Source organism: Thiosulfativibrio zosterae (assembly GCF_011398155.1).
Lineage (GTDB): Bacteria > Pseudomonadota > Gammaproteobacteria > Thiomicrospirales > Thiomicrospiraceae > Thiosulfativibrio > Thiosulfativibrio zosterae.
In genome coordinates, this window is record NZ_AP021888.1 from 266,241 (window position 1) to 290,221 (window position 23,981).

General features: G+C 44.1%; 23 protein-coding genes. 6 read left to right on the top strand and 17 right to left on the bottom strand.

The window, feature by feature from the left end:
* Positions 1-4: 4 nt before the first annotated feature.
* Genes bioH through bioB form a run of 3 tightly spaced genes read right to left on the bottom strand, consistent with a single transcriptional unit; the run spans position 5 to position 3,072 of the window.
* Positions 5-823: a pimeloyl-ACP methyl ester esterase BioH gene (gene bioH, locus THMIRH_RS00995; RefSeq protein WP_243831462.1), complete on the bottom strand. Its 819-nt coding sequence runs from the start codon at positions 821-823 to the stop codon at positions 5-7.
* Between the two features lie 9 nt (positions 824-832).
* Entirely contained in the window at positions 833-2,029 is a 1,197-nt protein-coding gene (gene bioF / locus THMIRH_RS01000) for an 8-amino-7-oxononanoate synthase (RefSeq protein WP_173289892.1), read from the bottom strand.
* A 14-nt stretch (positions 2,030-2,043) separates the two neighbouring features.
* Positions 2,044-3,072: a biotin synthase BioB gene (bioB, locus tag THMIRH_RS01005; protein ID WP_173289894.1), complete on the bottom strand. Its 1,029-nt coding sequence runs from the start codon at positions 3,070-3,072 to the stop codon at positions 2,044-2,046.
* Positions 3,073-3,149: 77 nt separating this feature from the next.
* On the opposite strand from bioB, the gene THMIRH_RS01010 reads away from it, so the two are divergent.
* From THMIRH_RS01010 to THMIRH_RS01030, 5 genes are all read left to right on the top strand, one after another.
* Positions 3,150-3,836, top strand: coding sequence for a ComF family protein (locus tag THMIRH_RS01010; RefSeq protein WP_173289896.1), 687 nt, complete (start codon positions 3,150-3,152; stop codon positions 3,834-3,836).
* 93 nt (positions 3,837-3,929) lie between these two features.
* Positions 3,930-4,424, top strand: coding sequence for an SH3 domain-containing protein (locus THMIRH_RS01015; protein WP_173289898.1), 495 nt, complete (start codon positions 3,930-3,932; stop codon positions 4,422-4,424).
* Positions 4,425-4,439: 15 nt separating this feature from the next.
* Entirely contained in the window at positions 4,440-6,305 is a 1,866-nt protein-coding gene (locus THMIRH_RS01020; RefSeq protein WP_243831539.1) for a M48 family metalloprotease, read from the top strand.
* Positions 6,306-6,323: 18 nt separating this feature from the next.
* Entirely contained in the window at positions 6,324-7,607 is a 1,284-nt protein-coding gene (locus THMIRH_RS01025; protein WP_173289902.1) for an OmpP1/FadL family transporter, read from the top strand.
* Between the two features lie 11 nt (positions 7,608-7,618).
* Positions 7,619-12,673: a tandem-95 repeat protein gene (locus tag THMIRH_RS01030; RefSeq protein WP_173289904.1), complete on the top strand. Its 5,055-nt coding sequence runs from the start codon at positions 7,619-7,621 to the stop codon at positions 12,671-12,673.
* Positions 12,674-12,707: 34 nt separating this feature from the next.
* Here THMIRH_RS01030 and THMIRH_RS01035 read toward each other — a convergent pair whose 3' ends face one another.
* From THMIRH_RS01035 to hisB, 14 genes are all read right to left on the bottom strand, one after another.
* On the bottom strand, positions 12,708-14,525 hold the full coding sequence (locus THMIRH_RS01035) for a putative bifunctional diguanylate cyclase/phosphodiesterase (protein WP_173289907.1): 1,818 nt from the start codon (positions 14,523-14,525) through the stop codon (positions 12,708-12,710).
* Between the two features lie 3 nt (positions 14,526-14,528).
* A complete protein-coding gene (locus THMIRH_RS01040) occupies positions 14,529-15,125 on the bottom strand; it encodes a hypothetical protein (RefSeq protein ID WP_173289909.1) in 597 nt (198 codons plus the stop codon).
* On the bottom strand, positions 15,122-15,487 hold the full coding sequence (locus THMIRH_RS01045) for a response regulator (protein ID WP_173289911.1): 366 nt from the start codon (positions 15,485-15,487) through the stop codon (positions 15,122-15,124). The genes THMIRH_RS01040 and THMIRH_RS01045 overlap by 4 nt, the downstream gene beginning before the upstream one ends.
* A gap of 230 nt (positions 15,488-15,717) precedes the next feature.
* Positions 15,718-16,401, bottom strand: coding sequence for a zinc metallopeptidase (locus THMIRH_RS01050; protein ID WP_173289913.1), 684 nt, complete (start codon positions 16,399-16,401; stop codon positions 15,718-15,720).
* Positions 16,401-16,598: a hypothetical protein gene (locus THMIRH_RS01055; protein ID WP_173289915.1), complete on the bottom strand. Its 198-nt coding sequence runs from the start codon at positions 16,596-16,598 to the stop codon at positions 16,401-16,403. The genes THMIRH_RS01050 and THMIRH_RS01055 overlap by 1 nt, the downstream gene beginning before the upstream one ends.
* Positions 16,567-17,676, bottom strand: coding sequence for a twin-arginine translocase subunit TatC (tatC, locus tag THMIRH_RS01060; RefSeq protein WP_173289917.1), 1,110 nt, complete (start codon positions 17,674-17,676; stop codon positions 16,567-16,569). Before tatC ends, THMIRH_RS01055 begins: the two co-directional genes overlap by 32 nt.
* On the bottom strand, positions 17,673-18,185 hold the full coding sequence (gene tatB, locus THMIRH_RS01065) for a Sec-independent protein translocase protein TatB (protein WP_173289919.1): 513 nt from the start codon (positions 18,183-18,185) through the stop codon (positions 17,673-17,675). The genes tatC and tatB overlap by 4 nt, the downstream gene beginning before the upstream one ends.
* A 60-nt stretch (positions 18,186-18,245) precedes the next feature.
* Positions 18,246-18,503, bottom strand: coding sequence for a Sec-independent protein translocase subunit TatA (locus tag THMIRH_RS01070; RefSeq protein WP_173289921.1), 258 nt, complete (start codon positions 18,501-18,503; stop codon positions 18,246-18,248).
* Between the two features lie 97 nt (positions 18,504-18,600).
* Positions 18,601-18,927, bottom strand: a complete 327-nt coding sequence (locus THMIRH_RS01075; protein WP_173289923.1) for a histidine triad nucleotide-binding protein — start codon at positions 18,925-18,927, stop codon at positions 18,601-18,603.
* Positions 18,928-18,937: 10 nt separating this feature from the next.
* Positions 18,938-19,267 (bottom strand): phosphoribosyl-ATP diphosphatase, encoded by a 330-nt coding sequence (locus THMIRH_RS01080; protein ID WP_173289925.1) that lies wholly within the window; start codon positions 19,265-19,267, stop codon positions 18,938-18,940.
* Positions 19,264-20,037, bottom strand: coding sequence for an imidazole glycerol phosphate synthase subunit HisF (gene hisF / locus THMIRH_RS01085; protein ID WP_173289927.1), 774 nt, complete (start codon positions 20,035-20,037; stop codon positions 19,264-19,266). Before hisF ends, THMIRH_RS01080 begins: the two co-directional genes overlap by 4 nt.
* A gap of 8 nt (positions 20,038-20,045) precedes the next feature.
* Positions 20,046-20,789 (bottom strand): 1-(5-phosphoribosyl)-5-[(5-phosphoribosylamino)methylideneamino]imidazole-4-carboxamide isomerase, encoded by a 744-nt coding sequence (gene hisA / locus THMIRH_RS01090; RefSeq protein WP_173289929.1) that lies wholly within the window; start codon positions 20,787-20,789, stop codon positions 20,046-20,048.
* A gap of 32 nt (positions 20,790-20,821) precedes the next feature.
* Complete coding sequence (gene hisH, locus THMIRH_RS01095; RefSeq protein WP_173289931.1) at positions 20,822-21,466, bottom strand: imidazole glycerol phosphate synthase subunit HisH; 645 nt, start codon at positions 21,464-21,466, stop codon at positions 20,822-20,824.
* Positions 21,467-22,054 (bottom strand): imidazoleglycerol-phosphate dehydratase HisB, encoded by a 588-nt coding sequence (gene hisB, locus THMIRH_RS01100; protein ID WP_173289933.1) that lies wholly within the window; start codon positions 22,052-22,054, stop codon positions 21,467-21,469.
* A 452-nt stretch (positions 22,055-22,506) separates the two neighbouring features.
* Here hisB and ccoN point away from each other — a divergent pair, with 452 nt between their 5' ends.
* Positions 22,507-23,940 (top strand): cytochrome-c oxidase, cbb3-type subunit I, encoded by a 1,434-nt coding sequence (gene ccoN / locus THMIRH_RS01105; RefSeq protein WP_173289936.1) that lies wholly within the window; start codon positions 22,507-22,509, stop codon positions 23,938-23,940.
* Positions 23,941-23,981: the final 41 nt, after the last annotated feature.

Consider the following 23,981-nt stretch of genomic DNA (forward strand, 5'->3'; position numbering starts at 1 on the left):
AAGGTTAAGTTTCTATCTGGGCGTGAATAAAGTGAATCAATGCATCAGCGGTGTCCTGCGGATGCGAGAAAAAAGGCATATGACTGGCGCCCTTGATAATGTGTAATTGGGCGCTGGGTTGCAAATCGTGCAACTGTGTTTGCAGGGCTTGCGGAATGAGTGGGTCATGTTCGCCAAACAACCATAGGGTAGGTTGGGTGATGTCTTGCAAATGGGGGCGGTTGTCGAGGTCGCGCAATAATTTGAGCCCTTGGGTGAGTCCCGCCAAGGACGGTAAATTTCGGTTGCGCATTTGGGCACTGAGTTGTTTCATCAAGGGGCGCGCATTATCAGAGCCTTGTAACTGTAAATTCCAAAACTGTTTGAGCAGGGTGAGTGACTCAACGCCCAGGGCTTTCATAAAGTTGGCCATGAGTTCTGGGCTGACGGCATTGGGCCAGCCATCTTGCTGGGTAAAGCGCGGCGTAGAAGCCAGGCAAATTAAACTTTGCACCTGTCGCGGATATTGCCAAGCCAGTTGTTGACACAGCAAGCCGCCCAGTGACCAGCCGAGCAGATGGGATTTGGGGGGTAGTGCTTGTGCCAAGGCATCACACCAAGCGCCATTCAGGTCGTTGGCAATTTGAGTTTTGCTCAGTTCTGGGCTTTGTCCAAACCCAGGTAGATCAATTAAATGAACCTGAAAATGGGGCGTTAGGAATTCTTGAGCCCAATCTGCCCAGCCGGCACTTTCAGCCGCCCAGCCATGCACCAGTGTCAGGTGTTCGGCATGGGGTTGGGTGCTGGGTAGCATTTGGTGATAAAGTGCGTGAGAAGTTGGCATAGCGTTATTTTACCGTGAAAGCGTATGGCTGTGCTGACAAGCGGCCAAAGCTTCTAATAGAGAATCGACTTGTTCAGCCGTATGAGCCGCACTGAGGGTGATGCGCAAGCGCGCGGTGTTGTGCGGCACAGTGGGTGGACGAATCGCGCCCACCCAAAAGCCTTGTTGCTTGAGCTGTTCACTCCAAGCTAAAGCGGTCGCGGCATCCCCTAAAACGATGGGTTGAATGGCGCTGGGAGAATCCATTAACGGCAGTCCCAGTTGGCTCGCGCCTATACGAAATTGTTGTATGAGCTGATTAAGGTGTTCACGACGCGCATCCGCCTGCTTTACCAAGCGCAAGGCTTCACGCCCCGCCGCGGCCATCATGGGTGACATGGCGGTGGTGTAGATGTAAGGTCGGGCAAAGTTAATGAGGGTTTCTATCAGCGTTTGACTGCCGGCCACAAAAGCACCGCTCACCCCAAAGGCTTTGCCGAGCGTGCCCATTAAAATGGTGTTGGTATCGGGTTGACAATCAAAGTATTCAAAACAGCCTTTGCCGTGTTTGCCCAGCGCGCCAAAACCGTGGGCATCGTCCAAAAACAACCAGGCCTGGTTATTTTTAGCCAGTTTTTGCAGTTCTGGCAGCTTTGTCAAATCACCATCCATGCTGAATACGCCATCGCTGACAATCAGCGTTGCACTGTCGGCGTGTTGAGTTTTGCTGAGGCGTTTCTCAAGAGCGCTCATGTCGTTGTGCGCATAGCGTTTGAAGTCGGCATCACTTTGTAATGCGCCATCAATCAAGGAGGCGTGGTTGAGTTTGTCGCCTAAAATCAAATCACCCTTTTGCATTAACACCTGTTGCACTGCAAGGTTGGCCATGTAACCGGTCGAAAACAACAGTACACGCTCCACGCCAAGCCAATCGGCTAATTCGTCTTCTAATAGGTGATGTTCTAGGCTATGACCAGTGACCAGGTGCGCGGCACCGGATCCCACACTGAGGTTTTGACTGAGGGTTTGTTGCAAGGCATTTTTCAGTTCGGGTGCATTGGCAAGCCCCAGATAATCATTGGATGAAAAGTTGATGACCTGTTTGCCGTTGATTTGCATGCTAGGCTGCTGCGCACTGAGTGCCAAAGGTCGGGCACGATACAGGTTTTGCGCCTGGCGTGCTTGTAGCAGTGGGGCAAAACGCTGTTCGATGGAAGGTTTGTTCATGGGGTTTGCAAAACTTAAGCGGTGAGCTCGGTGATTTGTTCGGCCATTTTTTGCGATTGCAATTTGGCTTCGGCGTTTTCTTGCATTTTGATGCCCAGCTTGGCAAATAACATCAAGTCGTGGTCTGACTCGGGGTTTTCAGTGGTTAAGAGTTTATCGCCATAAAAAATGGAATTAGCGCCCGCCAAGAAACACAGCGCTTGAGCTTCGTCGGTTAGTGACATACGCCCTGCCGAAAGTCGCACATAGGTTTGTGGCATTAAAATACGCGCCGTGGCAATCACGCGGATAAATTCAAATGAATCGGTTTTGTCTTTCATGTGCGCCAAAGGCGTGCCTTCAACCGCTACCAAGAGGTTAATTGGCACGGAATTAGGATGAAAGCGCATGGTGGCAAAGGTGCGCAATAATTCGGCACGGTCTTTGTGTTCTTCGCCCATACCAATAATACCGCCCGAGCAGACATTGATGCCCGCTTTTTGCACCTTGTCGATGGTGTCTAAACGGTCTTGATAGTTGCGTGTGGTGATGATTTTAGGGTAAAAGGCTTCTGAGGTATCAAGGTTGTGATTGTAATAATCCAATCCCGCTTCTTTGAGTTGCGCTACCTGGTCATCGTTGAGCATGCCCAAGGTTAAGCAGGTTTCTAGCCCTAAATCTTTAACGACGCGCACCATTTCTAACACCCGCGGAAAATCTTTTTTGGTGGGGTTGCGCCAAGCCGCACCCATGCACAAACGAGTGGCACCACGCTCTTTGGCAACCAGAGCTTGTTCAATGACTTCTTGCACTTCGAGCATTTGTTGTTTTTCAAGGTCGGTTTGGTTGCGCGCGCTTTGTGAGCAATAAGCACAGTCTTCAGCACAACCGCCCGACTTAATGTTTACCAAAGTACTGGTTTGAATTTCGTTGGGATTAAAGTACATTCGGTGAACCGACTGGGCTTGGAACATTAAATCGTTAAAAGGTTGGTTCATGATTTGCTTGATTTCTTCAAGCGTCCAATCGTTGCGAATTTGTCCAAAGGGGGCTGCTTGGGTCATGGTTATTGCTCATCCAGTTGAAATATCGGGTTATTATAACGGATAACCAGTTCAGATTGGTCAGGAAAGGAGGGGGTGTGAATCGGTTAGAGCGTTGGGTATTTCCGCCCACTTGTGTGCTCACGCACCAAAAACTATCCAATAATAGTCAATTTGATTTGGCTCAGGCGATTTTGGAAGGGTTTTCGCAAACCCAAGCAGTCTGTCCGATTTGTAATGAGGCCACGCCAAATGCTCAAGTATGTGGCGCTTGTTTAACCCAAAAACCGAGTTTTGATGTCACCTTAACGGCATTTGATTTTGAGGGTGATTTAAGGGAGTTGATTTTGCAGTTTAAATATCAACCGGCGCTACATTTAGGTAAATTACTGGCCGATATTTCAGTGCATCATTTTAAAGGTCGAGCGGTGGATGCGCTCTTGCCCGTGCCGATTCACCTGGAGCGTTTGTTAAATCGCGGATTTAATCAATCAACTCTGTTGGCCAGGCATTGGGGTAAGCAACTCAATCTCCCTGTCATCACCGATGCGATTGAGCGTATCAAAGCCACGGAAACCCAAACTCATTTAACCGCCAAAGAGCGCCAAGAAAATTTAAAAGGCGCGTTTGCCGTCAATGTAGCGGCGTTGGCAGGCTGCAAAAGTATTGCGTTGGTGGACGATGTTATTACCACAGGTGCCACCATGCAGGCAATTGCAGGCGTTTTAAAGACTCACCTTCCTGCATTACGAATAGAGGCATGGGCGGTCGCAAAAACACGCTGATAAGTGTGGTTTATAGGGTTATAAGAATTAATTGAATTTTGGCGTTTTAAAATCAGTATGATAAAAGAATAGGTGTAATTAAGAGATTGTTTTATGAAGTATTTTTCAGTGTTATTTACAGTTTTATTGATGTTGTCGCCGCCCACATTTGCAGAGTCTCAATATATCCGCTCCCTTCAGTGCAAGTTAATGGAGTCGCCAAACTTTAAGGCAGAAGTGGTGGCGACCTTGTCGCAAGGACTTGAGGTGAGTGTTTTAGAAAAGAAAGGGGTTTGGGTAAAAATTGAAACCCCAGAGAAAATCAGTGGTTGGGTTTCTAAATTTTTATTGTCGCCTGTTAAGCCAGATGAGAATGCAACCAGTATCTTGGACTTTAAAGAAGAAGATTTAAATAATGTTAGACAACGAGCATCGGTGATTACCACAGCCGCTGCTGCCCGTGGCTTAACGGCTAAAGAGGTGAGTGACGGAGTCAATACGCCAGTGGTGGGTGGGCAAAATTTTGATGCGCTCAAGTTGATGGAAAGTTATCGCCCCAGTGATGCTGAAATCGAAGCGTTTATTCGCTCTATTCCCATGTCTAAATAAGTGCAGAGGTTGAAAGTGATTTTACGATTACTGGTTTTGGGGTTGTTAAGTAGCTTAAGTTTGCAGGTGCAAGCGCTGCAAAACACGCGCATGAGTGTGCTTGAGGCTGCGGACGAATGGACACCACAAGACCTAGAGGCAGAAATCTATTTTGGTCGCAATTTAGCGGCCAAAATGTTGGGGCAGTCGCCTTTGTATGCTGATGAAGTGGCGCAGGGGTATGTGAATGAGTTAGGCGCAAGTTTAGCTAAAAATAGCAATCGTCCTGATTTAAAGTTTTATTTTGCAATTTTGGATGATGAACAAATTAATGCCTTTGCAGCACCAGGAGGTTATGTATTTATCACCAAGGGAGCGATTGAGTTTTGTGAAAACGAAGCAGAACTGGCCGGTATTCTAGCGCATGAAATAGGCCATGTGACGGAGCGACACATCGTTAAGCAACTTAAAATACGCGGTAAAAACGCCGATCAAATGACAGGCTTAATGTCCTCGATGATTATGGGTGGTGGTCAGACTCTGACATCCGCTTTTAGCATGGCAATGGACGAGGCGCTCGATACTTGGAAAGGCGCGGGGCTTAAAGACCGAAAAGATGAATATCAAGCCGATCAAATATCGACAGAAATCCTCTTAAAAACAGGCTACGACCCCAAAGCCTTGGCAGGCTACCTCGCTCGTGTAAGCGAGCACAAGGAAGAAGTCAAAGATAGAGTAAGAACACACCCGCCTTTTCATTTGCGTATTAAAGCCATAGAACAGCAGTTATATGGCACAAAGCCACTTGATCAATTTGAGAATCCACAGCGTTTAAATAACAACTTAGCCTCCATCTTCAAATATGTGGAAGAAGAAACCTTAGCTAAAAATCTATTTTTATATGCGCCACCTCTTGAATCAGAAAGTTTTCAAAGTTACTTAAATCAAATGAATGGCGCAGTTAATGCTGTTCAAGGTAAGAAAAATGTTTTGCCTGTTTTTGCAGTTTTGTCAGATGAAGTTTTTTATAAGCGTTATGATTATTTCACGGTCATTTCTAGTGGTTTGTTGTCTCAACTTGAAAATGAGGCACAATTAGCCTCGCTCTTGACGGTATTTTCTATTCCAGAAGGACAGAAAAATATTGATGATGCGATTAGCATGGCAATGATTAATTTAGGTTATAACCCGATGGCATGGGTTGAAGTTTTAAGCCACTTTGAAGCTCAAATACAAGATTTTGAGTTTCAAAATGCTAAGGTTAGGTCGCAACAACTGCGGAAGGATTTATCTGATGATGGTGCTTTGAATCAAAAGCGTTGGCAAGAGCAATTTAAATTTGCTTTGGCTGAAACCGTTGAAAAAGGAATCTTGCCGTTAGCCTATATGGCGCAAATTGATGCATCTGAAAAGCGCAACCGTTATTTGAACTTGGTTGCCTATTCGATTGCTAAAGCAATTGGGTATGAAAATTTTAATGGGTTGTTAGTTATTCAGTCAGACCTCCCAATGATGCGGCTTCAAGTAAACCAAGTATTGCTGTCCTCTAGTGTATTAAACGAGCTAAATAATGAAGCTGAGTTAGCGGGTCTTATTGCAAATACTATGCTGTATGGCTTGAATCGTCGTCAAAATCTTCAAAAACACTCTGATGAAATTTACCTAGAAGCGGACTCCTCAACCATGAGCTTGTTAAATGAGTTAGGTTACGGCCCAGCGCATTGGTTAGCTTATTTAAAAGCGCGTGAAACCAAAGGAAGTTCAGAGTTCAAAAATCTTATTAATCAATCCAATATAGATGACCGAACAGCCATTTTGACTCAAAAAACGCAAGGCCGACCTGCCTGGAAACGCTTTGGACAGAGTCATGAACAGCGTTTTAAAGAATATATGAAAAGTTAAAATAAGAAGCAGAAAATTATGAAGTATAAGTCCACCGCAATTTTATTTAGCAGCATCTTATTGCTGATTAGCACTAAAGTGTATGCTGATCAGTATCATTATAGTGATATCTTAATCGGTGACAGAGCGGCAGGTTTTTCTGGCGCCTATACTGCGATTTCTGATGATCCGTCGGGGCTTTATTACAACCCAGCCGGCATAGTGCGAGCGCCAGATGGCCAGCTTTCTGCCAGCGCAAACGCCTATAATCAAACTGCTTACAAATATTCTAATATTAACGCTGGCGGACATACCTGGGAAAGAAAATCGAATGCCAATATTGCTAATTTTTTCGGAGCCTTTCAACCGTTTGGTGAATTCATGGTTGGGTTTTCAATCGCAGTACCAGATTCTAACAAAGCCAGCCAAGATGAATCTTTTCATAATTATGAAGCAGCTGACCCTAATTGGACCATCCAAGATGAAATCATCAACTACAAAGAAGACGATACGACCTTACTATTTGGTCCAAGTTTGGCCTACAAGTTAAATGACAAGTTATCACTGGGCGCAACGCTTTATATTCATGTCAGAAATGACGAATTTACCTTTAGACAAGAAACTCGAGCCAGCAATAATGCCAGTGGAGATATTGTTTATGACATTCTGTTTCAAAAGTATAAAACTAATGAGATGGGCTTAAAACCAATGTTAGGTGTCATGTGGGATGCCTCTAAAACTTTTTCAGTGGGTGCAACCCTCGCTCAAACATTTATGCTTTCTCAAGATCCTATGGCACAAAACAGTCAAATTACCAATGCCAGTATAGATAAAACCTCTGGTGTAACGGTGATTACTAAAGTAGGCAATAATGTCGATGCTGGAAATTATTTTCCGGTCGGCATGTCTAAAGCACCTGATAGACAGTTGCCATTAGAAGCCAAGCTTGGGTTTGCTTGGTTTCCAGACTCTCGTTTAATTGTGTCAACCGATATCCAATATTACGGAGAAACTTCGGACTATGCTTCGGTATTAAATATTGCAGGGGGCATGGAGTATTTCTTTTCTCCCAAAATATCTACCCGATTTGGCTTGAATACCAATAATTCAAATAACAAATCCCTAAATCAGCCAGGGTTTGATGTGGATATGCTGGGTTTAACATGGAGCTTAAGTCAACACAATCGCTTAAGTGCCTTAACATTTGGCTTAAATTATAGTCAAGGAACAGGGAAAGCCAGATTGTTAGAAGGGTCTAATCGCATTCAAGATTTAACCGTGCAATCATTAACCGCGTACATCGCAACATCAATGAATTTCTAATGGATTCTTAAATGAATTGCAAACTGCACTACCCTAAAGTTTTTTTAATTTCCTTATTTATTGGTGGGTTAAGTGGCTGTGACTCACCTTCAAAATTAGATGCAGAAGGTATTGGAAAATATATTTCAGGCGTGGGCAATATTGTTATGTCGGGCTTGGTCGTTGACCCTGCTATTGGTGGTGCAACAGTTTATATAGATGCGAATGGCGATGGCGTCATAGATGATAACGACCCCCAAGCCCAAACAGATTCATTAGGTTACTTTAACTACAATCCTGTAACTAATGTTGACTATTGTGCCGTAGGGCCGTCAGCTTATTGCTTTCCAATGAAAGAAGAATATGCAGGCCAGGTTTTGAGATCTTCTGGCGGAACTGATTTAGTCACCAACAAGCCATTTGAAGGCGAGATGCAGCTAAAGTTATCAAGTGAAGTAAATGAAAATCAAACCGAAGGCATTGTCATAACGCCGTTATCTTCGATAGTAGCTTTCATGACAGACGAACAGAAAGCTTCACTTAAAAGTCTTTTAAACCTTAATGAAAGCGATGATTTAAATAAATTAGATCCCCTCGACTTTAGTGATGCAAAATATCCCACAGCAGAAGACAAAGCTAAGCAACAACAACGCTTAAAAATAATTGTTAATATTCAAAACACCGTACAAGCCTTAACCAGCGCACTTGCCACTAGCGATAAAACACAAAATAACGCACTGAATGAAGCAGTTTATGCAGTTGTGGCGCAAAATGTTACAAGTTTTACAACCGATTTACAACGAGCAGATAATCAACCCACAAACACCGACAACTCTGTCGATAGCTTATTAGATAAAGTGATTATACAAGTCTCTCAAAGTACTAAAGTTAGTAATGCCGTTAAAACACAGGCACAATCCTTATCAACCACTTCACCCAATGCCAACCCAACTACCAGAAATGCCCTGTTGAATAATGTAAGCGCCTTAAGTGCCGCATCTAATAATGTTTTTAATACCACAACAATCACAACCAACGCCAATGCGTCTAAGGTGCTATTTAAAACAGAAGTTGTTGGTGAAACCGTTAATGCTACACCTTTTGATATTACCAATACTCAAACAGCCATCACCATTATCAATTCAACAGTTGTCAATAATCTAATAGATGGAAGTACAGCCGACTTTACTCAACTCACCAATATAGCAATTACACAAAACATTACTTCAGAAGAAGAATTAGGTGGAATTATCGACAGTGGTGTTGGTACAGGGGATCCCGTACCGGGCAATACAGATATAGGAACCACAACAGGAGACGGAACCACGACAGGAGACGGAACCACGACAGGAGATGGAACCACGACAGGAGATGGAACCACAACAGGAGATGGAACCACGACAGGAGGGGGAGGGACGACGATTCCACCAATAACCAATACCGCACCAGTTGCAGTGGATGACAGCATCACCGCCATCGAAGATACCGTGTTTACCTCAACGATAGACTTAGATGCGAATGACACAGATCTAGATAGCAACACCCTAAGTGTTGTGGCAGGAACCTTCTCAACTGCTCAAGGTGGTACCTTGATTTTGGCTTCAAATGGAAGCTACACTTATCTTTCGGCAACTAATTTTAATGGCACTGATACGGTTGACTACACAGTGACGGACGGCGCATTAACTGATATTGGGACTTTAACAATTACAGTTGAACCCGTTAATGATTTGCCGACCGCCAATGGTGAATCAATCACCGTTTCAAAAGATGTTGAATATATTTCTTCAACTGTTAATTTGTTAGCGAATGATACGGATGTGGACGGTGATGATTTAAGCATTGTTTCTGGTACATACACTACTCAAGCTGGCGGTTCAATAACCTTAAACGCCAATGGGAGTTTTTCTTATACACCGGCAGCCAATTTCAATGGTACAGATGCTTATGTTTATGAAGTCAGTGATGATGGCGGGGTTAATGCAAGCGCTACGCTAACGATTATAGTCACCGATGCGATGAGTGATGCAGATGAAACAGTCACAACAGCTGAAGACACGGCGTTGACAGGCAATGTTATGTCAAACCTCACAGATGCCGACAGCAGCTCACACTCAGTGACCAGCTTCACAGTCGAAGGCCAAACCTACCAACCAGGTAGCACAGCGACGATTACCGGTGGAACCATCACCATCGCTGCGACCGGAGCTTACACCTTCACGTCAAGTGAGAACTTCAATGGATCGGTGCCTGCGATCAGCTACGCGATGGTAGACAACACCGACGCCAATGACACAGACACCTCAACCTTAAACATCAGCGTCACTGCGGTGACCGATGCGATGAGTGATGCAGATGAAACACTCACAACAGCTGAAGACACGGCGTTGACAGGCAATGTGATGTCAAACCTCACAGATGCCGACAGCAGCTCACACTCAGTGACCAGCTTCACAGTCGAAGGCCAAACCTACCAACCAGGTAGCACAGCGACGATTACCGGTGGAACCATCACCATCGCTGCGACCGGAGCTTACACCTTCACGCCAAGTGAGAACTTCAACGGCACAGTGCCTGCGATCAGCTATGCGATGGTCGACAATAACGACGCCACTGACACAGACACCTCAACCTTAAACATCAGCGTCAACTCAGTTGATGATGTGCCTGTGGCAGTGGAGGACAACTTCACCTTAAATGAAGATGGCGCAATCACAGACACCCTAGCCACAAACGACACCCTCAGTGGCGATGGTGGCAATGTGTTCACAAAAGCCACAGATCCAGCGCACGGCACAGTGACGGTAAACGCAGACGGCACCTTCACCTACACCCCAGCGGCCAACTACAACGGAGCTGACAGCTTTAGCTATACGATCACCGATGCAGATGGAGACACCTCAACGGCAGTGGTCAACCTAACGGTGAACTCAGTTGATGATGTGCCTGTGGCAGTGGAGGACAACTTCACCTTAAATGAAGATGGCGCAATCACAGACACCCTAGCCACAAATGACACCCTCAGTGGCGATGGTGGCAATGTGTTCACAAAAGAGACAGATCCAGCGCACGGCACAGTGACGGTAAACGCAGACGGCACCTTCACCTACACCCCAGCGGCCAACTACAACGGAGCTGACAGCTTTAGCTATACGATCACCGATGCAGATGGAGACACCTCAACGGCAGTGGTCAACATCACAGTTGTTGCAGTAACCAATGCCATGAGTGATGCAGATGAAACCCTCAGCACCAACGAAGACACCGCGCTCAGTGGCAATGTGATGTCAAACCTCACAGATGCCGACAGCAGCTCTCACTCAGTGACCAGCTTCAGTGTGGCAGGAGTCGCCACAAGCTATACACCAGGTCAAACAGCTACGATTGTAAATTTAGGAACCATCACCATTGCCACAAACGGCGACTACACCTTCACGCCAGCGGCCAACTTCAATGGGTCGGTGCCTGCGATCAGCTATGCGATGGTAGACAACAACGACGCCAATGACACAGACACCTCAACGCTCAACATCACAGTCGATGCAGTGAATGATAGCCCTGTAGCTTTATTGGCAAGCACATCTTCTCCTATTATTGGTAATCCGTTTGATTTAGAAAGTGGTTTAACAGCCGAAGGTTTGATTGAACTGGATAACCATAAAATTCTGATTTATGGATTAGATAAGATCAATAATAAACTTTATATCTCGCGATGGTTTGCAAATGGCAGGGTTGATACTACCTATGGAACGGATGGAATATTGACAGTTAATGTTGATGCCAATGCGGAAATTGATGCTGTAAAACAATCTGATGGTAAGGTAAATTTTTTAATAGCTTACCCGACTGCAGGGGCTGCTCAAATTAAAATCATGCAATTGGATAGCGAAGGTGTGGTGAATATTACATTTGGAACAAGCGGAGTCAAACAACTGTCTATTATCAACTCACCAAGCACTTTCACTCAAGTCAGGTTGTTAATGCAAGGCACTAAAATGATTGTACTGGGTTTGGATGATAGTAGTAACACACTTGTTATGCGCCTTCTCTCTACGGGTGTATATGATACAACTTTTGGAGATTCATCAAATGGCTTAGCATACGGTGAAGGATTTCTAGACAATCTGAGTGATGTGGTAATAGGTAGTGACGATACTATTTACTATATGGGCGCTTATAATAGTGATATTTTCATATCAAAATTAAATGCTGATGGAACCATAAATGCTGCTTTCAACAGTAATGCAAGATTAGAATTGATTATTGATGCATTAGGAGTTTTTACTGCATCTAATTTGGTATTAGATGGGTCTGCATTGATGTATTTGTTAGCTTATAAAGATGAAGATTCAAACAATAAACTTATTTTAGGAAAGGTATCAGCGGCAGATGGAAGTGCCGTTATAGATTCATATTTTTCATTAGGTTACAAAATCTTGGATTTAAGCGATGCACCACAAATGTTTCCCACGAGTGTTGAGATGTTGCCTAATAATGGTTTGTTGATAGGAGGCTATAACCCAAATACGGTCAATAGCATCAGTAACACCCTAAAACTGGCAAAGTTTAATTACTCAACAGGTGATTTGGAATATTCTTTTAGTGGCAACGCTGGAGTTTATATAAGTCAAAGTGTTGGAAAAGTGTCTGATATTGCACTGATAGGTACTAATAATGATGAAATTTGGATGCTCGGTGACAGATTATCAGAGTCTGTAGGCAATAACGGTACATTCAACATCACTCGACTTGATTTGGGTGGTGTGGTCGTTAACTATGACTTGGCTTATGATGTCAATAATGGCGTGCTGCCTACAGCGGTAAGCGTGTCAATACCAGCCTTTGATGTGGAAGGTGATAATTTTACCTATAGTCTACTGGGTACGGCGTCAAATGCAGCTTCAGTTACGCTCGATTCTGCAACGGGTGAGTTAAGTTATTCAAATGATAATTGCTATGCGGCTGGAACGCAGGTGGATGGTTTAGGTCATTATTATGACTTGGTAGATTTTAATATGACAGATTCTCAAGGTGCAACCTCAAGTACACAGACATTTACAGTAAGATTATTTAACTGTGGCGCTTAATAAAAATTAGCCTTTAGATTGGGTGTTTTAACGATTAAAAGCGCTGTTCTTTCTCTTTCTGCAATCTCACTGTAATGGCATCGGCTTCTAGGGGTTTACTGAAAAAATAGCCTTGGAAGTAGTTGCCGCCAAAACTGGCGAGCTGTTCTAGGTTTTCGATGGTTTCTACGCCCTCGGCAATCACATCTAATTTAAACGAATGGGCTAATTTGATAATGCTTTCTAACATGGCTTTATCGGTTGGTGAGTACTGCGTTTTGTAGACAAATTCTTTGTCAATTTTGAGCGTATGCACTGGAATTTGCGCAAGGAAAGACAGGGACGAATAGCCAGTACCAAAATCGTCCAGTGACAATTTAAACCCAAAGTTTCTCAGATCGTTTAGCTTGCGATAATTATCTTGCTTCACAAGTAGGGCATTGTGTTCTGTGATTTCAAGGTCAATCGCACTGGGCGGCAATCCGTAATATTTAAGGGTTTCCAGCAGTTCTTGGCAGAAATTGGGTCTGTCAAAATCGTAAGCCGATAGGTTGACACTCACCATAAAATCGGGTTCTATCACGCGCCATAGTTTTAGATGTTTACAGCTCTCATGAAAAACAAATTGCGTTATTTTGGACACCAAGCCTGCCGCTTCGGCTAAGGGGATAAATTTTTCAGGGGATACAACGCCATGCTCGGAATGCGCCCAGCGAATGAGTGCCTCAACGCCTACGGTTTTAATGGCACCCTGTTCAAGGTGTTTAACCTTGGGCTGAAAAACCACTGAGAAGCCTTTTTGCGCAATGAAATTTGGGTCGCTTAGGGCTTTACGCAAGGCTTGTTCTAAATTGGTTTGTGCCATGCGTTCTTCAGCAAAGTAATCTTCAAATATCTGGTAGCTATTTCGACCAATGCGTTTGGCATGGTACATAGCAATATCGGCATTTTTAATCAGTGTGCTTGGGTTATCGCCATTGGCGGGATAGGTGGCAATTCCTAAGCTGGCTGACAGACGCAGGTGATGGTCGCCAATGGTAAATGGATGCCCGAGTTTGTTGATAATATTTTCTGCAATCTTAATAACAGGAGCTAGGTCGTTGATATTGGGCAGTAACACCACAAATTCATCACCACCAATTCTAGACACCGTATCAGATTTTCGCACAGACAAAGAAATCACATCGCCCGCCATTTTAAGCAGTTTGTCGCCAGTAGAGTGACCATAAGTGTCATTGATGGGTTTAAAGAAATCTAAGTCAATATAGATGGCGCCAATCAGCGTTTGAGTGCGTTGTGCAGCAGTAATGGCTCTTTCAAATCTGTCTTGTAATAACACACGATTTGCCAACCCCGTTAAGCTGTCGAAATTGGCTTGGTAATCAATTAAAGCGGTTTTTTCAGCGAGATTTTTATGCGCTTTTTTGAGTTCTTTAATGGCTTCTTCAAGTTCTTGTTGTTTGTCGCGTAAATCACGCTGGCTAATCATTAAAGAAGTAAAGTCATAGATAATCAGGGCGACTTGCTGTTTTTCCGCATCGTAAGGCATGATGGCAGCATCTTGCTGCATAAACGGAAAGGTGTCAGCTCGCGTGATTTTTTGATTGGTGATGGGGATTAAATAACCTTCATGTTCTGCAGACAAAAAGCTGGGCGCATTCAAGAAGAGCGCGCTTTTGACTTTACGGTTAAGCATGGCTCTTTCTGATTGGCTGAGTTCAAAGGCTTCAAACAAAGAGGTACCTGGCGTAATGCTTTTTTTGGCGTAGGCTTCAATCCATTCATTGCTGTATAAAATCTCGTAGCTGTCATTAGCAGTCGAGATTAAGATGACGCCGGCATTGATATTGGAGAGGATTTGCTTGAAGTTCATAGGTTAAAAACTCAGGGAGTCGGCCAAGATTTTGAGCGAGGGTTTTTTGAAGAGGTAGTGGACTTCAGAATGAATATTGGCCTCTGGGATATCTAAGATGGTGGTAATGGTGACCACGCTTTCGTATTTTTGGATATTTAAGTGCGCCAGTAAATCCATTTTTTGCACGATCTCAGCAACCGGTGTGCTGTAAGACATAGGCAAATTAGAGATGTCGGCGAGCACTTTTGTGGATGAGGTGGTGATGATATTGCCCACATCATAAGCGCAAGCAATAATTTCTTTATTGTTGGGGTCAGCCACCTTATGCATGATTTTGGCGAGGGTTTTGGCAGACGCTCGGTCTAAAATCAGTAGGGTTTCACCAGAAATTTGGCCGTTAAAGTTTTGCTGTGAAATGACGGTTTCATTGGTTAAGCGGGTCTCTATTTTTTGGTAAAAGGCTTCGTAGCTTTCAAATTTCACCTCTGGAATATGCAGGTGAATGTCGTGCCCTGTAAATTCGTGCAATAAACCTGCGGCACGGCCAAAGGCGATATTAATCAGTTCTTGAAAGTAATCAATCTGATCTTGGTCAAAAAAAACTTCTTGTTCGCTCATAACCAAATACTCATCTTTCGAGCAATTTTGTCGGCTGAAATGGGCTTGTTAATAAAGTCAATTGCACCCAGTTGCAAGGCTTTGTCGTGGGTACTTTTTTGAGTGTCCGCGGTGACGATGACAATTTTGGCTTTGGGATGACTTTTGAGAATGCGCTCTAAGGCTTCCATGCCATTCATTTTGGGCATGGTCAAATCAAAAAAACTGAGTGCGGGTTGGTTGTCCATAAATTGTTGAACGGCCTCTTCGCCATCAACCGCATAAATGATGTCGTGGGACTCTTTTACATCTGCGCCGATGGCGGCGGTCATCATCATTCTAGAGGTACGGGTATCGTCAGCAATCAGAATTTTGGGTTTCATGTTGGGAGTAGCCTTTTAACCGTATTAATGGGTGAAGCAGTCTATTATGCCGAGTTTTCTATGGGATTTCTATAAATAATGTTTCGAGTTGACTAAGCCAGTCTTTAGTTGGCTTGAACTTGGGTGTGAATATCGTGATGGATTCAAAAGCAGGCTAAAGCCTGCTCCCAAAATTGGACTAGAGTTTATGGGGCGAAGGCTTTAGCCTTCTATTTACGAAATCATTACTGTTAGCGTTTGATGGCTCTCAGCCACTTCCATAAATTAAAAAGGCTAGAGAGTGAGGCCGCCACATAAGTCATGGCGCAGGCACGCAAGATTTGTTTAGCCTTTTTTAAGTCGGACTTGTCGAGGTATTCGCCTTCTGCCAATAAAGGCAGGGCGCGTTTAAAGCTGGCATCCATTTCTACCGGTAGGGTACTTAGGTGAATGAGTACAGGAATGCCCATGCCGATAAAGCCAGCCGCAAAAGTGACTAAGCCAATCATGGGTGTGTGCATCAAGGGAATCAGCACCGGCGTTATCATCAGGGCAATGCCACTGAATTTTTGCATCCAACTGGCTCGTTGAATCATTAGGGTGCGTTGCAACAAAGGTTCGTAATGTGCTTGGTCTTGCAGGGCGTGACCAATTTCGTGAGCAACGGTGGTGATGGCGGTCAGCGAATTGCTGTGGTAGTTTTCTGAAGAAATGCGCACCACTTTTTGAATGGGGTCATAGTGGTCACCTTGCTGAGTTTCTTCTAGGGTGACTTCAAGCTGATATTTTTTGATGAGGTGTTCGGCAAACTGAGCGCCAGTGCCTGGAATGGTAGGGTGCGGCTTTTGGTGTTTTTTTAGAATGGCCTTAGTCCAAATATTGGGCAAGGACGTTAAAATAAAAAGGGCAACAAAGCCGATAATTAAAAAAGCCATTAGAGGGTTCTTAAATTGATGGGTTGCGGGTGACGAATGCCAGAATAACTAAGTGGCAATAAGGGCAAGATTAGGGGTAAAACAGATTGGTTCTTAACGCTCAATAACTGCCAAAAGGGCACTAAAAACAACCAGGCCTGGTTGTTTTTAGGCAGTTTTTGGGCTTTATTCTGGTTTTTTAGGTGTTTGACTCGCATCCACCTCAACCTCGTCATTATTAGCATGATTAGAGTCAGACTTGTTTTGTTCAGCTTCTTCTGCAGCTTTAGCAGCGGCATCTTGTTCTGCTTGTTCGGCCGCTTGACGCTCCATATATTCTCTTTCAAGCGTCATAAATTCTGAGTCAATTTGTTCGAACTCTTTATCCCAGTCTTTATCGTCATCTAATTGGTCGGCATAACGATTGTCAAACTCAGGTTCTGCAGCAGTCGCCGCCGCTGATGCAGCGGTTGTAGCGGCTGCGCCCGCAGTTGCGGTGGTTGAAGTGGATTCATTGTTCTCTTCTGCAGCCGCTTCTCTGGCTTCTTTACTAGCCGTGCGCGCCTTGAGCACTATGCCACCCACAATAATCCCAGCTTCATACAACAACCACATGGGTACGGCGAGTAAAGTTTGCGAAATAATATCCGGTGGTGTCAGCAACATACCGATCACAAAAGCGCCCACAACAATATAGGGGCGAATGTGGCTGAGTTTTTCAGGCGTTGCCATGCCCGTTAAAATGAGCAGGACCACAACAATCGGTACTTCAAAAGCGATACCGAAGGCGAAGAACATTTTGATTACAAAGTCTAGGTAAAGTGAAATGTCGGTGGCAATGGTCACGCCATCGGGTGCGGCGGTGGATAAAAATCCAAAGACTAAGGGGAAAACCACATAGTAGGCAAATGCGCCACCGGCATAAAATAAAAATGAGCTGAAAAACAGCAAAGGTGCAACCAGTTGTCTTTCGTGCTTATAGAGTGCAGGTGCTATAAATGTCCACACCTGGTAAAGCAACACGGGCATTGCCAAATAAACCGCTAAAACCATGCTGAGTTTAAAGGGTGTTAAAAAGGGCGATGCAACACCGGTTGCTATCATGCTGGCGTCTTGCGGCAAGAAACGGGTTAAGGGTTCTGCTATGTATAAATAAAGGTCATTCGCAAACGGGAACAGGCACACAAACAAAACAATGATGGCAATAATGCCTTTTGTTAAAGCATCACGCAATTCAAGCAGGTGTTGAACCAGCGTCATTTCTTGGTCGTTAGGCGGTAAGGCTGTTTGACTCATGATTTAACCGTGTTGTTTTCTGCTGGAGTTGGTGGCGCTTGGTCAGCAGGTTGTGTGGAAGCAACAGCAACTTTTGGCGCAGTTTGCTGCTCAACAGGCTTTTCGATGACTGGTTCAGGAGTCGCAGTTGCAGGAGCTTGTGGCGGTAGCGGTTGGCTGGGCGCTTTATTAAATTGGCTACCAGTGGTCGGCGCGGGGGCTGGTCCACCAAAAGTTGGGCGTTGAAACTCGTTCATGTCAATTTCTTGCGTCATGCTAGAAAAGTCATTGTTAAGGTCTTGGCTGATTTCGTGAAGTTGTTTGCGTTCTTCTTCGAGATTAATCGATGCTTGAATCTCACGAACCGTGTTTGAGAGTTCGCTGTCTTCTTTCATGGTGTTAATAAAGCGTTTGGTTTTGCCGACAAATTGCCCAATTTTTCGAGCGACTTCAGGCATACGCTCTGGGCCAATCACCAAGAGCGCAATAATTAAAACCAGCAATATTTCCATTAACCCAATGTCAAACATCGAGAATCTCGCTTTTTGGTATGAGAAGTGAATAACCCGGCGTCTGCTAGACGCCTAGGTTTAGGCTTTGGGTGGCGTGGTGTCAGCAGGCTTTTTTTCTTCTGCTTTTACATCAAACACATTTTCGCCTGGCTTTTGTTCAAGCTTTTGCTCACTAGCGGCTTGTGCTGCATCTTTATTGTCTTCGTCTTTAACAGCGCTTTTGAAGCCTTTAATGGCGTTTCCAAGGTCGCTACCAACATTGCGAAGACGCTTGGCGCCGAACAAAACCAAAACGATTGCTAAAATAATTAATAATTGCCAAATGCTAATGCCCATGGGTTTCTCCGAATGTGTTCTTGCTTATGAATATGAATGCTGTGTCAAAATGACTGGCAATAATATCAGAATGTTCTAATGAATCCAATTAAGTTGTTTAATTACCTAATAAGTGAATATGGATATGGAACACTTCTTGGCCACCGGCTTCGCCGGTATTGATTTGCGTTCTAAAGCCTTTTAATCCTTGCGATTCCGCTAACTGGGGCAGTAATAACATCATGTGTCCCATCAAATCTTTATCTTCTGGTTTAAGATTAAATAAAGTTGGAATGGCCTTTTTAGGAATCACTAATAGGTGGATTCGGGCTTTGGGGTTGATGTCTTTGATGACGATGCATTTTTCATCTTCATAAATAATATCGGCCGGAATTTCACGGTCGATGATTTTAGAAAAAATAGTCGGTTCGTACAAAGTGCTCATGGATTATCCTTTAGTTGGAACGGTTAGCTTTTTCTTCATGCCCTGAGAGGCCAAAGCGGCGTTGTAATTCTTGGGTGATGTCTTGACTAGAAAGGTTTTGATGAGCCAACAGGACTAGGGTGTGAAACCATAGGTCTGCGACTTCATAAACCAGGTGATTTTTATCACCATTATGCGCTACATCCTTGGCGGCCATAATGGTTTCGGTGGCTTCTTCGCCAACTTTTTTCAAAATTTTATCCAATCCTTTGGCGTATAAACTGGCGACATAGGATTCTTCAGCGGATTGGCTTTTACGGGATTCTAAAATACCATCTAATTGTTGCAAGATATCGTTCATAGTCGTACCTCTATGCCTTGTTGTTGCATGGCGAGTTTGGCCTCTTCAACGGTATGTTGTCCAAAATGAAAGATACTGGCCGCTAAAACGGCTTCGGCATGACCTTCGGTAATGCCCGCAGCCAGATGACTCAATTCGCCGACACCCCCCGAGGCGATGACGGGAATTTTAACGGCATCAGCGATGCCGCGAGTGAGTTCTAAATCAAAGCCAATTTTAGTGCCATCGCGATCCATACTGGTCACTAATAATTCGCCAGCACCCAAATGCTCCATTTCTTTAGCCCATTCTATGGCATCAATGCCAGTAGGGTTGCGGCCACCGTGGGTAAAAATTTCCCATTTGTCGGAATCACCGGGTAAAGATACTTTTTTGGCATCAATCGCCACCACAATACATTGTGAGCCAAAGGTGTCACTGGCTTCTTTAACAAATCCTGGGTTAAAAATGGCCGCAGAGTTAATAGAAACCTTGTCTGCACCGGCGTTGAGCATTTTGCGAATGTCTTCAACGCAGCGAATCCCCCCGCCAACCGTCAGTGGAATAAACACTTGGCTGGCAACTTGTTCGACAACATGCACTAAAGTGTCACGATTGTCTGCAGTGGCTTTAATGTCTAAAAAAGTGATTTCGTCTGCCCCTTGTAAATCGTAGCGTTTGGCCACTTCGACTGGGTCGCCAGCATCACGAATATCAACAAATTGCACGCCTTTGACTACGCGACCATTGTCAACATCTAAACAGGGAATAATTCTTTTGGCTAAGCTCATGAGGTCACTCAGTTTTGGCTGGATAATTGGTCAGATAATGCCTGACCTTCTTTGAAGTTCAAAGTGCCTTCGTATATGGCGCGACCCGTAATCGCACCACTCACACCATCTTTTTCAATCGTGGCTAGGGCCTTTATATCATCAAGGTTGGTAATGCCACCGGATGCAATAATCGGAATGCTTAGCGCTTTGGCGAGCGCTTGAGTGGCTTCAATATTAACGCCTTGCATCATACCATCTCGACCTATGTCGGTATAAATGATGGCTTCGACGCCGTCATTTTCGAATTGTTTACCAAGGTCAATTACATGATGGTCAGTCACTTCTGCCCAGCCATTAATGGCAACCATGCCTTCTTTGGCATCAAGCCCTACCATAATGTGTCCTGGGAATTGTTTGCAGGCTTCGGCAACAAACTCTGGGTTGTGAACCGCTTTTGTTCCGATAATACAATAGCTGACACCGGCTTTTAAGTAGGCTTCAATCGTTTCTAAATCGCGGATTCCACCCCCAATTTGAATGGGCAGGTCTGGGAAGGCTTCGCGCACTTGATAAACGGCTTGCCCATTAACAGGCTTGCCTTCAAAAGCGCCGTTGAGATCAACCATGTGTAGACGACGCGCACCTTGAGAAACCCAGCGCTCAGCCATAGCAACGATGTCGCCAGAAAATACAGTGGCATCTTCCATTAGGCCTTGTCTGAGTCGAACACATTCGCCATCTTTTAAGTCAATTGCAGGTATTAATAGCATAAAAATCCTTATTAAATTCTGGGTGCTTTAGCTTAACGCTGGCCATTCCAGCTGAGAAAGTTTTTAAAAAGTTGAATGCCGGCTTGCGCACTTTTTTCTGGATGTGCTTGAATGGCAAACAGTTGGTCTTTGGAAAGGCAGGCCACAAAGGGCGTTCCATGTTGGCAAGTTCCGGCGATAAGATTTTGATCTTGTGGGGCAACATGGTAACTGTGTACAAAATAAAAACGATTGTCTTGTTCAATGTTGTGCCAAAGCGGATGGTCAAGGGTTTGATGAATTTGGTTCCAGCCCATGTGCGGCAATTTAAGTTCTGGGTAGTTATCTAGTTCGAATTTTTTGACCGTTCCAGGAATGATATCTAAACAAGTCACGCCATTATTTTCATCGCTGTGCGTCATTAATACCTGCAAGCCCATGCATATACCTAGAAAAGGTTTTTGAGCAGCGGCTTCAATCAGTGTATGGGTCATGTTGGTGTCTGCAAGTGCTTGCATGCAGGCTTTTGCGGCTCCTTGGCCAGGAAAAATGATCGCATCAGCATCTTTAACCACCTGTGCATCACTGGTGACAACAATGCGAGTTGAGTCTGTGGCAACATGTTCGGCTGCTTTGGAAACTGAGCGTAAATTCCCCATGCCATAGTCGATGACGGCAACCAGTTTTTGATTGGCCATTTACAAGGCCCCTTTGGTTGAGGGCAATTGGCCAGCCATACGCTCATCCGTTTCTAAAGCCATGCGCAATGCGCGACCGAAGGCTTTAAAAATGGTTTCGACCTGATGGTGTGAGTTGTGGCCCTTAAGATTGTCAATGTGCAGAGTTGCTTGGCTGTGGTTGACAAAACCTTGGAAGAACTCAAAAACCAATTCGGTGTCAAAGCGACCAATCGCAGCGCGGGTAAATTTTGCATTAAAGTCTAATCCTGGGCGTCCAGACAAATCAATCACAACGCGTGAAAGTGCTTCGTCAAGCGGAACATAGGCGTGACCATAGCGTTTAATGCCGCGTTTGTCGCCAACGGCTTTGGCAATGGCTTGACCGAGCGTAATACCTATATCTTCAACAGTATGGTGGTCGTCAATATGGTTGTCACCATTGGCGTGAATGCTTAAGTCAATCAGTCCGTGACGAGCAATCTGGTCAAGCATGTGTTCCAGGAAAGGAACGCCTGTATTGAAGTCAGTTTTACCTGTGCCATCAAGATTGACGGTAACTTGGATTTGCGTTTCTAGGGTGTCACGATTGACGGAAGCTTGGCGCATAACATATCCATTTTATTTCGTAAATTGTTGAATATAAATAACAAAGCCTTGATGTCGTATGGCATAAAAAATTATTTATAAATTTATTCAGACAATGATAACCGAAACTTAAGCATTTTTCATGTAATAACAGAGGCTGGCTTTAATCGGTTTTATAAGGATATAAGTAAATACTTAATTGAGTCATAAAAATTTCTTGTTGATTGAATACTAGGATTTGAAAGGCTTCTTTGCGATAATCATTTAGTTAAATTTTAACTTTAGTTTGCTTAAAGAGTCTTTTGAAGTCTGAATTTTGTCAAGAAATTGATTTAGGTTAAGTTTTAAAAAGCTTTTGGTACGGGCAAAAGTTATTGGCGTTCTATAATTGCGTCGAGGAATTTAGCTCTGTATTTAAAGCCTAGGCTTTGGAGCGGAACTAACTATTTAAACTATAAGGGGGAATCCAACTGATGGATACTACAGCAAAACCACAATATGATAATGGCGTCGTCCAATATCTATCGGTCGGTGCTATTGTGTTTTTGGTATTGGGTACTTTAATGGGTACCTATGCCGCGGCAGAATTAGCTTGGCCAGTATTGAACTTTGATATTGCTGAAATCACGTTTGCACGCTTGCGTGTAATTCATACTAACACCGTAATTTACGCGTTTGGTGGTATGACATTGATGGCAACAGCTTTCTACACAGTTCAAAGAACCAACGGTGTAAAACTTTGGTGTAATAAGATGGCATGGTTAACCGCCATTCTTTTCACAATCGGTTTACTAGGCGTTGTTATTACTCTAGCTTTAGGGATGACAACTGGTAAAGAATACCACGAACAAGAATGGCCGTTAGCTATCGCTATCGCTGTTGTTTGGACGCTTTACACCATGAACTTCGTTATGACGATTGCTTCGCGTGATAAAGAAAAATATCCAAACGTTTATGTTTCTAACTGGTTCTTCATGGGTATGATGATTGCCATCACTTACCTCTATGTTGTAAACGGTTTAGCATTACCTGTTTCTTTATTCCGTTCATACTCTATGTTTGCCGGTGTACAAGATGCCATGATTCAGTGGTGGTGGGGACATAACGCAGTAGGTTTCTTCTTGACTGCAGGTTTCTTAGCAATCATGTACTACTTCGTGCCTAAGCAAGCTCAACGTCCTATCTACTCTTACCGTCTATCGGTTATCCACTTTTGGGCATTAATGTTCGGTTATGTATGGTTAGGTGCTCACCACCTTCAATACACAGCTTTGCCAGATTGGACAGGATCTTTAGGTGCTGTAATTTCTCTAGCGATGATCATTCCTTCATGGGGTGGTGCGTTAAACGGGATGTTAACGCTTTCAGGTGCTTGGGATAGATTGCGTACTGACTATATTTTACGTTTCTTAATTATCTCTTTAGCTTTCTATGCAATGTCAACTTTTGAAGGCCCAGTAATGGCTGCCAAAACTGTTAACGCACTATCTCATTACACAGACTGGACAGTTGGTCACGTTCACTCAGGTGCTCTAGGATGGGTTGCAATGGTTTCAATCGGTGCTTTGTATCACATGGTTATGAAACTATGGAACACTGAAATGTATTCAATGAAGTTAATTAACTTCCATTTCTGGTTGGCAACAATCGGTACATTGTTCTATATCGTTGCTATGTGGGTTTCTGGAATCATGCAGGGTCTAATGTGGCGTGCTTACGATGAGTACGGTACTTTGGCTTACACATTTGCTGAATCAGTTTCTGCCATGCATCCTTACTATGCGTTGCGTACTTTGGGTGGATTCTTGTTCTTCTCAGGTGCGGTTATCATGCTTTATAACGTAGTGATGACAATTCGTACTGCAAATGCAAAACAAACTGCTGGTGTTTCAGTAGCACACGCTTAATTTGATTAAGTGATAAGGTGTGAGAGCGGAGCTCTCACACA